This window comes from Agrobacterium burrii (assembly GCF_017313405.1).
Classification (GTDB): Bacteria; Pseudomonadota; Alphaproteobacteria; order Rhizobiales; family Rhizobiaceae; genus Agrobacterium; species Agrobacterium burrii.
This window is the reverse complement of record NZ_JAFLNA010000007.1, coordinates 53,299-65,740: the sequence shown is the minus strand read 5'-3', so window position 1 is coordinate 65,740 and position 12,442 is coordinate 53,299. Positions and strand designations below refer to the sequence as shown.

The window sequence follows — 12,442 nt, the reverse complement described above, 5'->3', positions numbered from 1 at the left end:
GTTTTTTTCCTTAAGCCAGCAATTGCCGCACGGCGGAGATGATTTTCTCTTCCGTCGGCCGCCATGCGTTTTCGAGCGTCGGGCTGAACGGCACGGGGGAAAAGGGAGCGGCAACGCGCAGAATTGGCGCGTCCAGTTCGTCGAAACCGATATGCGCCATGCGCGCCGCGATCTCGGCACCGACCCCGAACGCCTCGACAGCCTCGTGCACGATCGCCAGCCGGTGCGTGCGCTTCAAGCTCGACAGGACAAGTGCCTCGTCCCAGGGCTGGATGGACCGAAGATCGATGACCTCGACCGAAATCCCTTCTTTTTCCAGCGTCTCGGCAGAGGAAAGTGCGGTCCACACCATGGCGCCATAGGCGACCAGCGTCGCATCCGTACCCGGCCGGCGGATCGCGCCTTCGCCGATCCGGGCAGGCGCCGGGGAGTCGGCAAGCTCGCCTTTCAGCGCATAGAGCGACTTGTTCTCGACCACGACGACCGGATCGGCATCGTCGATCGCCGCGCGCAGCAAGCTGTAGGCATCCTCGACGGTTGCGGGAACCACCACCTTGAGCCCCGGAATATGGGCGAACCAGGCTTCGAGGCATTGCGAATGCTGCGGTCCTGCGGAAAGACCGCCGCCATGCGGCGTGCGCAGCACCATCGACACCGAGCCCTGCGCGCCGAACATGTAGCGGGCCTTCGCTGCCTGGTTGACCATCATGTCCATCGACAGCGTCACGAAATCCATGAACATGATCTCGGCGACGGGTTTCAGCCCCGACAACGCCGCGCCGACGGCGATGCCGGTGATCGCGGCCTCCGCGATCGGCGCGTCATAGACGCGTGCCGCTCCGAATTCCTCCAGCAAGCCCCGCGTGGCCTTGAACGAACCACCCGCGGCGGCAATGTCCTCGCCGATCAGGATGACCCGCGGATCGGCGGCCATGGCGTCCTGCATTGCGCGGGTGACGGCTTTGACGTAGCGGCTTTCAGCCATGGGACAGGACCTCCGGTGTGTAGACGTCGTCGAGCAGGCTGGACGGATCGGGCATCGGCGCACCCAACGCGGCGTCCAGCGCACGGGCGTTTTCCGCCTCCACCTGCGCCTGCGTGTCGGAGATCCAGCCGGCCTCGACGCCGAGTTCGGTCAGCCTCTGCACCGCGATCGCCAGCGGATCGCGGCCGGCCATGTCTTCTGCTTCGCCGTCCGGGCGGTAATCCTGCTTGTCGCCTTCGTAATGGCCGCGAACGCGGGTCGTCCGGCATTCGAGGATGAACGGGATCGTCTCGTGGCGGACGCGGCCGATCGCCTCGCCGGCCGTCTCATGGACGGCGGCGATATCGTTGCCGTCCGCGGCCAGATAGCCGATGCCGAACGCTTGGGCGAGATCGGCGAGCTTGACCGCCATCTGCTTGTGCGTCGGGCTGAACTCCGACCAGCCGTTGTTTTCGCAGACGAACAGGATCGGCAGGGACCAGAGCTTGGCGATGTTGAGACACTCGTGGACGAGCCCTTCCGCCAAAGCCCCGTCGCCGAAATAGACCACTGCGATAGCGCCTTGCCCCTTGATCTTCAGGGCCAGCGCGCTGCCGGTGGTGATCGGCAGGCCGGCGCCGACGATGCCGTTGGCGCCCAGCATGCCGAGTCTGAGATCCGCCACATGCATCGAGCCGCCCCGTCCACCGCAAATGCCCGTCGTGCGGCCGAGGATTTCGGCAAAAAAGCCTTCCAGATCGACGCCCTTGGCCAGCGTATGCCCGTGGCCCCGGTGGTTGGAAGAGACCGTATCGCCCTCGCGCAGCCATTCCGAGATCGAAGACGCGACCGCCTCCTGGCCGATGGACAGGTGCAGGAAGCCCGGCACCTTTCCGTCGGCGAACAGCACTTGCAGCGTCTTTTCCGCATGACGGATCATCAGCGCACGCCTGTAGATGGCTTTCAAGGCATCGACGGGCTCGTTGCGCCGGGTCATAGGCCCGACTCCGTCGCGATGGCGATAATTCTAGTTTCGTGGCTCATGATTCATTTTCCTTGCATGGATCGTCGTGTTCGGGATCCGGTCAGATGGCCAGATACCGGTTGGCGACATCCCTGTTGCTGCGCAGGTCCTCGATCGTGCCGCGATAGACGATCTGCCCCTTGTCGATGATCACGGCGTCTTCCGAGATGCCGAGGCAGAAATGCATGTTCTGCTCGGCGAGAACGATGGTGACGCCGGTGCCGCGCAGTCTCAGGATCAGCCGTCCGATCTCCTGCACGATAATCGGTGCCAGCCCCTCGGATGGCTCGTCCAGAAGAATGAGGTCCGGATTGCCCATCAGGCAGCGCGCCATGGACAGCAGCTGCTGCTCGCCGCCCGACATCATGCCGGCCTTGCGCTGGCGCATCGTCGCCAGAAGCGGAAAGGCGTCGTAGATGGTGTCGATCGTCCATTCCTCGCGCCCGTCCATGCCGCGTTTGGCGGCGATGCGCAGGTTCTCTTCTACGGTATGGTCGATGAAGACCTGCCGGTCCTCCGGCACGAAGCCGAGACCCTTGCGGGCGACCACATGCGGCGCGGAACCATCGATCCTGTTGCCGGAAAAGCGGATCGTGCCGGTGCGGATCGGCGCCACGCCCATGATCGCCTTCATCGTCGTGCTCTTGCCCGCGCCGTTGCGACCGAGAAGCGCCAGCGTGCGGCCCTTGGCGATCTGCAATGAGACCTCGAACAGGATGTGGGATGCACCGTAGAAGACGTTGATGCCCTGCACGTCGAGAATGGGGTGCGTCTCGCTCATCGTGCCACCTCGATATCGTCTTCCTTGCCGAGATAGGCCTCGATGACCTCCGGATGACCCTTGATCTCCTGCGGCGTACCGGATGCCAGCACCGCGCCGTAGCGAAGCACGTGGATGATCTCGGCGGTCTGGAAGACCAGGTCGATATCGTGCTCGATGAAGATCAGGGTCATGTTCTGGCTTTTCCACAGCCGCTTGACGGTGCCCATCATCTGCCAGCGTTCCTCAGGCCCCATGCCGGCCGCCGGCTCGTCCAGCATCAGCACCCGCGGCTGGAGTGCCAGCGCCAGACCGACGTCGAGCAGCTTCTGGTCGCCATGCGAGATCTCGCCCGACAGCCTGTGTGCCACCCGCTCCATGCCGAGCAGCTCGATCAGTTCGTCGGTGCGCAGTGCCACATCCTTGCGGGGAAAGGCGGAGGCGAGGCTGTAGCAGGCGCGCAGATGCGCGGTGACCGCCGCCGCTAAGGCGTCCCGGACGGTCAGGCTCGGATAGATGCTGACGATCTGGAACGCCCGGCCGATCCCCTTGCGCACGATGGCCGCCGGCTTCAGCCCGGTGATGGCCTCGCCGTCGAGAAGGATCGCGCCGCTGGTCGGCACCAGATGCCCGGTGATCTGGTTGAACAGCGTCGTCTTGCCGGCGCCGTTCGGGCCGATGATGGCGCTCAGCGAACCGCTCGGAAAATCGAGCGACACGTCGTTGGTCGCGACAAGCCGGCCGAAACTTTTCGTCAGGTGATCAAGCCTTAACATCGGCGTCCTCCCCGGTGTAGCTGGGCTCGCCTTTGACATGCAGCGCCTTGGCGCGGTCGTTGTCGGCGCGTGCCTTGCGGTTTCCGACGAGGTCCATGGCGAAATCCAGGATGCCGCGCTTGAGGATCAGCACCACGAACAGGATGACCAGACCTTTGGCGAGGTCGGTATGCGTCGTATAGAGCAGCGTCACGTCGTTGATCGCACGCATGGCGATGGCGCCGACCAGCGGGCCGAGGAAGCTGTTGAGACCGCCGAGCATGATCATGAAGATTGCCTCGCCGGAATTCGACCACGATGCCCATTCGGGATAGGCCGCGGAGGTGAAGATCGCCAGGATCACGCCGCCGAGCGACGCGATCGAGCCGGCGATGGTGAAGGACACGACCTTCACCCGGTAGGTATTGACGCCGAGGAAGGCGGTTCGCCGCTCGTTGTCGCGCACCATGCGGAGTGCATAACCGAACGAGCTTTGCGTCACCAGCCGGATGGCGAGCACGCCGGCCGTGAACAGGAAGGCGCAGAAGGCGTAGCGGTGGGTGCTCTGGGTCAGGTCGATGCCGAGGAAAGCCGGGCGGGGAATGCCGCCGACCAGCCCTTGGTCGCCGCCGGTGAATTGCACCAGTCCCTGGATCATGCTGACGAACAGCATCTGGAAGGCGAGCGTCAAGAAGGCGAAGTAGACTTCCGACAGCCGGCCGCAGATCAGCCCGACGATCAGCGCGAAAAGCCCGGTCGACACGAAGGCCGCAAGAATGGCGAGCGGGACCGAAAACGCACCGGCGCTTGCGACGAAACCATCGGCCTGCAGAACCATGCCGAACACATAGCCGCCGGCGGCAAAATAGGCCGCATGGCCGAAGGAGACGAGCCCCGTATAGCCGACCAGCAGGTGCAGCGACATGGCCAGCAGGCCGCTGGCAAACAGCGCCGTCAGCGTATCCATCAGCCAGAGGCTGGGAAAGATCAGGCCGAGTGCCAGAAGAGCAGTGAAGAAGACGATCGCGATCAGGCAGTCGCGCGCAAACGGGCTCAGGCTTTTCATCGCACCGCCCTTTCGCCGAGAAGGCCCTGCGGACGGAAGATCAGGATGATCACCATCATCATGAACATCGCCCCGTCGACGAACAGCGGAAAGCCGATGCTGCCGAACGAGCGCGTCAGTCCGAGGAGGAGGGCGGCCAGCAGCGCGCCCGGAATTGAACCCATGCCGCCGATGACGGTGACGATGAAGCTGTCGATCAGGATCGAAAGGCCCATGCCGGGCGTCAGCGACCGCACCGGTGCCGCCAGTGCCCCCGCCATGCCGGCCAGTGCGCAGCCCAGTCCGAAAAGCCCGGCGAAATAGAGCGGCACGCGGATGCCGAGCACCGAAACCATGGTCGCATTGGCCGCCGCCGCCCGCACGATCTTGCCGAAGCGGCTGTAGGTGATGAGAAGCAGGCAGATCACTGCGACCAGAAGCGAGGTTGCGACCAGGAAGATATAGAAGGGCGGCACGACGCCGCCTGCAAACCGGATCGGCGGCACGCGGAATTCCGCGGGAATCCCCATCGCCAGATATTCGGCGCCCCAGATCATCTTGACCGCGTCGTCGCAGATGAGGACGAAGGCGTAGCAGACGAGAAGCTGCATCAGCAGGTTCTCCTTGTAGACCCGGCGGATCATCAGGTTCTCGAACAGGATGCCGATCACCGCGGCACTCAGCGCCCCGGCCAGCACGGCGAGGTAGTAGTTCCCGAGCAGGGCATAAGCGGAATAGGCCGTATAGGCGCCGATCATGTAGAAGGCGCCGTGGGCGAAATTGACCACTTTCAGCACGCCGAAGATCAGGGTCACGCCGGACGCCACCAGAAACAGCAGCATGCCGATGATCAGCCCGGTGGTGACCTGCGTCACCAGACAGGATGTCGCCCCGAGGCAGGTGGATAAGGCATCGAAATTGAACATTCCGTCCGGTTTCCAATCAAGGAGAAAAGGGCCGCCCGCGACGAAATCGGCGGGTGGCGGCAGAAGGCGTCAGAGATATTTCTTGCGCTTTTTCCACTCGGTCTCGTTTTCCAGGATGAGATCCCAGGAGGTCGGCTGAAAGTCCGAAAGGTAAGGGGCCTTGGCCAGCGTCTTGCCGTAACCGATCGCGTAGCCGATCAGCGTATTGTCTCCTTCGCGCATCGTCACGGTGCCATCGACGCCGTGCGGGCTGTCGATCTTGCGGCCGCGGGTGGCCTCCGCCAGCTTGTCGCGGTTGGTGTCGCCCTTGGTCGCCTTCAAGGCTTCGACCACGAAGCGCGCCCCGGTACAGGCCTGCCATCCCCAGTTGGTCGGCAGCTTGCCAGATTTGCGGAACGCTGTGTTCCAGTCCTCGTTGGCCTGCGTGTCCGGCACGTCCTTGTGGTAGCGGTTGCCGGAATGGATGCCCGCCGGCAGGTTCTTGATCGCTTCGAGAACCGGCGCATCGCCCATGTTGACGGCGACCGTCTGGAACTTGTCGAACAGGCCGTAAAGGCTGGCCTGGTCGAAGAAGGCGACGAGATCGCCGCCCCAGAGGCAGGTATACAGGCCGTCCGGCGCCATGTTCAGCAGATTGGTGATGTTCTCGGTATAATCGGGCTGGAAGGCCTTCGGCCAGGTTTCGCCGATGAACTGCACGTCCGGGGCAAACACCGAGAGGAATTCGCGAAATTCCGCCGTGGTATCCCGGCCGTAGGAATAGTCGGGCGAGCAGACCGCCCAGCGCTTGACGCCGTTCTTTGCCAGACCTGCCGCATAAAGGCCGCCGGCGATCGCGTCATGGATGCCCTGGCGTCCGGAGCGGAAGATCCAGTGCGCGTGGTTCTTGGGATCGGCGCTGAGCGCCGAGGCCTCCGAGATGGAATGCATGCAGTAGAGCCCGGTGTCGCGCATCACCTCGTGCACGGCAAAGCTGCCGCCGGAGGCCTCGCCATCGAGGATCAGTTCGCACTTGTCGGTGTTGATCAGGTCGCGGGTGATGCGGGCCGCCTCGTCGGGCTTGCCTTTGGTATCGCGGATGACAAGCTCGATCTTGCGTCCTTCGATCCCGCCTTCCGCATTGACCGCGTCGATCACCATCCGGGCGCCGACCGAAGCGGTTTCCCCGAGGATGGCGACGCGGCCGGACAGGATGGTCGGCATGCCGACCTTGATGACCGCGCCCTGGCCGCGCAGGATCGACGGGCTGGCAAGTGTGGCCAAACCCGCCGCGCCGGTGGCCGCCATGAAATGGCGGCGGGTCAAACTCAGGTGTTTCGAAGTCATTGTTCTGTCCTCCAACAGGTTCAAGAAAGCCTCCTCCCGAAGAGGCCGGATTAATGTTTGCGCACGCCCCCATAAGGTGCCCAGGAGCCCGCGCCGTAAAATCCCGCATCGACCGCCATGGAAAGTCCGGTCACGGCGGAAGCATCGTCCGAAAGCAGGAACGCTGCCGCGGCCCCGATCTCGTTGGGCTCGACCAACCGTCCGAGCGCCGAATTGTCTTCCATGAGAGCGACATCGCGCTGTCCGAGATCAATCTGCGCCTGCAGGCCAGGGGTGCGCGTATATCCGGGCTCAACCGCGTTGACGCGGATGCCCGCCCGGCCCCATTCACTTGCCAGTCCGGCGACGAGATTGGTGACCGCGGCCTTGCCGGGCCCATAGGCATGCAGAGGCGTGGAACGGCGTGCCGTGACGGAGCTGATGGCGACCAGGCTGCCCTTGCGGCGCGGCAGCATATGCCGCGCCATTTCCCGCAGCGACAGATAGGTGCCCCGCTGGTTGATGGCGTAGACCCGGTCGTAGACGGCCATATCGAGGTCCTGCGGCGGAACCGGTGTCTGGACGATGCCCGCGGAGGTAATGCCGCCGAAGATCGGCCCCATGTCGCGCTCGACCGCTTCGATGGCCGAGATCACGTTCTGCTCGTCGGTCACGTCCAGGAGAAAGGCTTTGCCGCCGATGCGCCCGGCAACCAGACGTGCCTGTTCGAGATCGATGTCGAGAACGGCAACGAGAGCACCGCGTGCGGCAATTGCTTCGGCACAGGCTGCACCTATGCCGCTGCCGCCGCCGGTGATGGCGACGATCCGTCCAGCCATCGTCCTCCCGTCATCCAACATCGCCTCCTCCCAAAAGCAATTTCATGACGTCATTTATTCAACAAAATGAATTATGAGTCAACATTCATTTTGTTGACCTTGCATTACCAGTGGCCGACAGAGAGTCACGGCAAAAATGTCTAGATCGCTCCCAAAGGATGACGCGCGCTTAGTGGATGAGAGAGTGCAACGGCTTCAAGCTGCCAACATGGGGTCGGAACAAGAACTGTTCCGAGTGACACGCTAAGGGAGAACAAAGGTAAAACATAGAAACTGATTGGGCCTCGTCTTAGATCGCGTTTGAGGTCTCTCACGACTGCCAGCTCATCAAATGGAGATGCCACAGGGCATCTGACAAGAAACAAATTTGAAGACGCAGGAAGGCGCAATCCAGCGCCGTGAAGGGACACGGCCACTACAGTCGGGTCAGTCGAGGAAATTTCCGCATCTCCTGAAACACTAACACTCTAGCGGCTTTTTGCGCCGCATCCATCGACTTGATTGTTGAATGCCATCAAGCTCTGACGCTGTTTTGCATTGCAACGGAGAAACCGCGCAATATTCCCGCGAAGTTTTCCGTTTCATTTAAGAAATTGGCTTGTTCAGCACTCAACCTGCCAACGGGTCAATCATCGCGAAACTCTACATCTTTGCGCTAACCGCAGCAAAGAATCCCGTTGCTATACGGGCTGGCTCTGTCTTTCGGCTTATTCTCCTGCCCTATCCATTAGCATACCCACCATCACATCCGATTGCGAAATAATCCCTACAAGTTTGTTCTTGCCGCTAACAACGGGCAGATAGTGCAAGCCCTGTTCTGCCAGAATGATGATCGCATCTTCGACTGGCGTTTCGGATGACACAGTTTTAACCGGAGATGTCATAATGTCTTTAACCGTTCCGTTGGGAGCGCTGCGTCCTGAGAATATCAGCCGAACTCGTTGGAGAAGGCCGATGGTCGGGCGACCGCTTGCCCAGCTTGCTTTGTCGAGCAAATCGGTCTGCGTCACGATGCCGACGACCTCCGCGTTATCATTTGTCACGGGTAAAGCCTTAAAATGGTGGTTGCGCATCAATTCATGGGCCGTTTTCAACGGATGATCCGGTGCGACGCCGACAACGTCGCGGGACATGATGCTGGCGCAATCCAGATGCGTGGCTCGACGGCGGTAGGAGCGCAGTTCAGTACGGCGCAGTATCGTTTCAAGATCGTCGCGATCGATGTCCAACACCTGATCGAAATCATTCAGAACATCATCCAGATCGGCCGCCGAGAAACCGATGCGCTGGACTGGCGCCGGGTCTTTCGTGCCGTGGTTGGTTGGCTGAATGCGCATCGCGTGCGGATAGCGACGACCAGACAAATTGTTGAAGATGACCGCCACGGTGAGAAGCGCTACGGAATTGCCCGTCACCGGCCAGAGCACGAAGCCATAGCCAAGATCGTGAATCGCCGATCCGCCAAGAATTGCCGTCAAAGCTACCGCACCGCTTGGTGGATGCAGGCAGCGTAGAGCCATCATGGCCGCTATGGCGATGCTAATGGCGAGCCCCGCGGCCACGAAGGGATCCATAACTAGCTTTGCAATTGTAACACCGACAACGGCGGAGACGATATTGCCGCAGAGAATGGACCATGGCTGTGCGAGCGGGCTGGAGGGAACCGCAAACAGCAGGACGGCGGACGCCCCCATTGGGGCTATCAATGCAGGCAGAGCCGCGTTGTCGCTGATCGCCAGATGTCCCAGAAAACCGGTCAGGAGAATGCCAATCAATGCACCCGTCGCGGAACGAAGCTGCTCCTTATAGCTGACCGGCATCGCCCCTGGCAGGATCACGTGCAACAGATGTTTCATTCTGCAAGTTCTCGATTCTCATCAGGAATCGCGTTCTAACAGAAAACAATCCGCTGTCTGCATGTCACGTGAACCTGCCTGGGTGTCTGACCCACAGAGCATTGAAATACGGCGTTCTGTGTTCCACTCAAGCTTGCAGTGATGTCTCCGATGAGGAGCATACAACGTGAATGCGGAACAAACGATTGTTCTCGGCCGCCATCGCGAAAGACAACGCTGCCAGCGCCTTGAACAGCCTCGGACAGGCGACCCTGCAATTAGAGGAGATCTATCGAGCTGAAATTCCTCACCAACGGACGTCGTTTGTCTCATCTGGCTGACAGGGCCGCAAGCGGTCCAGATGATGGTAGCAATGAGCGCAGATAGCCGCCAACAATAACGTAGCAACGATGCTACCAGGTACGCCTTAATCAGATGGCAGTCGTGGCGCTAACCTGTGTTCACCCTAAAGATTGAAGTACACGTGTATTCAGCGCTCAATGACTTGGGTAGAGAGGTTTGCCTCAACAGGGCCACTTTAGCTTGCTTAGAATTCAGCTATACCTTCTTCTCTTGACGAAAATCCTACGTTGGCCAACCGAAATGATCAAATAACTAAATTCTAGGCGCAAGCTTCCAGAAAACAATCTATGACTTGATTTTCTCTAGATAATCTTCAATATTCCATTTATAGATTGATAATTGGTGCCTTTTCGCGCCAAGCCAAGCTCTCATGGAGGTCTGATTAATGCCACTCCGCACTGCCGACATTTTATTTAAGGAAGAGGTGGCCGGCACCCTTACGGAGACCGCAGCAGGAGGGACACGCTTTTCTTACAATGCCGACTGGCAAAAGGGTGATATCGCCTGCAGTCTGCCCTCGACAAAGCGCGAACACGACTGGGCGGTGGGGCTGCATCCCTATTTCCAGCACCTTGGTCCTGAAGGCTGGTTGCGCGAAGAGCAAGCTCGCTCAGCGCACGTGGTCGAAGAAGACGATCTCGGACTGCTCCTCCGCTACGGCGCAGACTGCATCGGAGCCGTCGGCGTTAGCCCACCTGAAGGGTCCGCAGATCTTCCTGAGATAACGGAGGCGACGGCCAGTCCCGGTCGCACGGTATCCGGCGTGCAAAAGAAGCTGCTCGTCACTAAGGATGCCAAGGGTCAGTTTGTTCCGGCAAAGGCTACAGGCTCGGCTGAATATATCGCTAAGTTCAATTCCGAGAAGATCACCAGTCTTGTGCGCAATGAAGCGCTTAGCCTTCGATGGACGGCGGCCGTCCTCGGCCCAAGCGAAGTGACTGCATTTCAGATGTCCTATATAGCAGCTATCGATGAGACCGGGCTTATCGTTACGCGTTTCGATAGAACGGCAAAGGGCGAGAAGCTCCGACTTGAAGATTGCGCGCAGATTCTCGTCAAACCCAAGGGGCAGGACTATGGCGGCAAATATGACGCCGCTTACGAGGATGTGGCCGAAATCATTCGCCAGCACTCATCTCGCGCGCAGATCGATCTGTATCGATTTTTTAACCGTCTGGTCCTGTTCGCGCTCATCGGTAACTGCGACGGACATCTGAAGAATTTCTCGCTCCTGGAGACTGCGAGTGGCCTGCGTCTTTCCCCAGCCTATGACGTTGTGAATACCGCATTTTATGACGGATTCGACCAGACCTTGGCGCTATCGTTTGGCGGTGAGAGGGTTCAATTAGAAGATGCCGACCAGGGGCTTTTTCGTAACTTTGGCAAGGCGATCGGCTTACCTGAATCAGCCGTTAACCAGGCGTTCAAAAAGTTGAAGCGTCAGGTTGCGAAGGCCGCACCAATCATCCAGCCGCCCGATGCCGAGCCGCCGGATGGTTTCATGAACAGGTTCAAAGAGATTGTGGACAACGCATGTTTGAGAATACTGGAAGCATAGCGCCGCTCTCCTGGCAGCGCATCGTCGAGGAAGCTTTGCGTCGACGCAAGGCCGAGGGTCTCACCCAGAAGGACCACTTAGCGCTTGCGGGCGTAAGCTATCCGACGATGGCGGCCTTCGAACGTGGCGACACGACACTGACGCTGGCAAAAGCTCTCGACATCCTGCGGGTCATCGGTCTTGTCGACGAGCCTGCGGAGGGGGATGCTCAGTCGCGCTTTGTCCGTCAGGCGTCAGAGCGTTGGCGGCATCTGACCACACCCCTTCCAACGGACTCACCTGCACGGTTCCCGAATGGCTTTTATCGGATTGACTATTGGCTCGAAGGTGACCTGAAAATCCCCGATCTGGGTGCCTTCGAACGCATTCTTGAAAAGGCAGTGGTCCGAAAAACAGGATGGCCGCCATTCTTCCTGCCAACGCGCGAAGAGTTTGGAGCCCGTGAAATCGACGGGGTCATCGAGTGCTGGCTTGCGCCGCAAAGCAACGATTTTGAACGCGGCTTCAGCGATCCTGCCCATTGCGATTTTTGGCGAGCCGCCCCGGCCGGCAACATGTTTTTGATCCGGGGTTATCAGGAAGACAGTAACGAGACGTTTCCAGCCGGGAGCATCCTCGACACGACGCTTCCCCTATGGCGCATGGGCGAAGTTCTGTTGCACGCGGAACGACTGGCATCGTTGCTCAAACGGGAGCTAGACAGCGTCGTCACGATCCATTTTCGCGCGATGTACACAGGTCTAACCGGTCGGGTGCTTCGCTCATGGGCAAACCCCTTAAGTGAGATGCTCATTGAAGGCTACGCGGCACGAAGCGACGAGGCAGTACTGGAAACCTCTCTCTCGTCAGACGATGTCGAAGGCAGGTTAGCCGAAATTCTTCTGCCCTTGCTCGCGTCCCTCTTTGACAGGTTCGGCATAGCGGGGCTTTCACACGGCCGCGTTGATTCCGAGGTGCAGCGATTGCTCAACAGCCCTACCAGGTGGGAGCGGCGGCCCCCAGCATAATCGGCGAGACCGCGCATCATAGCCACTGAGCGACCTCTTTCTTCGACCAAAGCTGGTATGA

General features: G+C 60.2%; 11 protein-coding genes. 2 read left to right on the top strand and 9 right to left on the bottom strand.

What is annotated here, in order from left to right:
• Nucleotides 1-10 precede the first annotated feature (10 nt).
• The 9 genes from JZX89_RS14340 to JZX89_RS14300 all read right to left on the bottom strand — a co-directional run bounded on the left by JZX89_RS14340 (nucleotide 11) and on the right by JZX89_RS14300 (nucleotide 9,474).
• Complete coding sequence (locus JZX89_RS14340; protein WP_207134448.1) at nucleotides 11-985, bottom strand: alpha-ketoacid dehydrogenase subunit beta; 975 nt, start codon at nucleotides 983-985, stop codon at nucleotides 11-13.
• Nucleotides 978-1,961: a thiamine pyrophosphate-dependent dehydrogenase E1 component subunit alpha gene (locus JZX89_RS14335; protein WP_207134447.1), complete on the bottom strand. Its 984-nt coding sequence runs from the start codon at nucleotides 1,959-1,961 to the stop codon at nucleotides 978-980. Before JZX89_RS14335 ends, JZX89_RS14340 begins: the two co-directional genes overlap by 8 nt.
• Nucleotides 1,962-2,049: 88 nt before the next feature.
• Nucleotides 2,050-2,769 (bottom strand): ABC transporter ATP-binding protein, encoded by a 720-nt coding sequence (locus JZX89_RS14330; RefSeq protein ID WP_207134446.1) that lies wholly within the window; start codon nucleotides 2,767-2,769, stop codon nucleotides 2,050-2,052.
• Entirely contained in the window at nucleotides 2,766-3,524 is a 759-nt protein-coding gene (locus tag JZX89_RS14325; protein WP_207134445.1) for an ABC transporter ATP-binding protein, read from the bottom strand. Before JZX89_RS14325 ends, JZX89_RS14330 begins: the two co-directional genes overlap by 4 nt.
• A complete protein-coding gene (locus JZX89_RS14320) occupies nucleotides 3,511-4,569 on the bottom strand; it encodes a branched-chain amino acid ABC transporter permease (RefSeq protein ID WP_207134444.1) in 1,059 nt (352 codons plus the stop codon). The genes JZX89_RS14325 and JZX89_RS14320 overlap by 14 nt, the downstream gene beginning before the upstream one ends.
• The gene (locus JZX89_RS14315; RefSeq protein WP_207134443.1) at nucleotides 4,566-5,474 is read right to left on the bottom strand and encodes a branched-chain amino acid ABC transporter permease; all 909 of its coding nucleotides are present in this window, start codon (nucleotides 5,472-5,474) and stop codon (nucleotides 4,566-4,568) included. Before JZX89_RS14315 ends, JZX89_RS14320 begins: the two co-directional genes overlap by 4 nt.
• Before the next feature lie 69 nt (nucleotides 5,475-5,543).
• Entirely contained in the window at nucleotides 5,544-6,800 is a 1,257-nt protein-coding gene (locus JZX89_RS14310) for an ABC transporter substrate-binding protein (RefSeq protein ID WP_207134442.1), read from the bottom strand.
• A 50-nt stretch (nucleotides 6,801-6,850) separates the two neighbouring features.
• The gene (locus JZX89_RS14305) at nucleotides 6,851-7,639 is read right to left on the bottom strand and encodes an SDR family NAD(P)-dependent oxidoreductase (protein ID WP_246746710.1); all 789 of its coding nucleotides are present in this window, start codon (nucleotides 7,637-7,639) and stop codon (nucleotides 6,851-6,853) included.
• Between the two features lie 686 nt (nucleotides 7,640-8,325).
• A complete protein-coding gene (locus tag JZX89_RS14300; RefSeq protein WP_207134441.1) occupies nucleotides 8,326-9,474 on the bottom strand; it encodes an HPP family protein in 1,149 nt (382 codons plus the stop codon).
• 727 nt (nucleotides 9,475-10,201) lie between these two features.
• Here JZX89_RS14300 and JZX89_RS14295 point away from each other — a divergent pair.
• On the top strand, nucleotides 10,202-11,374 hold the full coding sequence (locus JZX89_RS14295; protein WP_207134440.1) for a type II toxin-antitoxin system HipA family toxin: 1,173 nt from the start codon (nucleotides 10,202-10,204) through the stop codon (nucleotides 11,372-11,374).
• Entirely contained in the window at nucleotides 11,350-12,381 is a 1,032-nt protein-coding gene (locus tag JZX89_RS14290) for a helix-turn-helix domain-containing protein (protein ID WP_103660113.1), read from the top strand. The genes JZX89_RS14295 and JZX89_RS14290 overlap by 25 nt, the downstream gene beginning before the upstream one ends.
• Nucleotides 12,382-12,442: the final 61 nt, after the last annotated feature.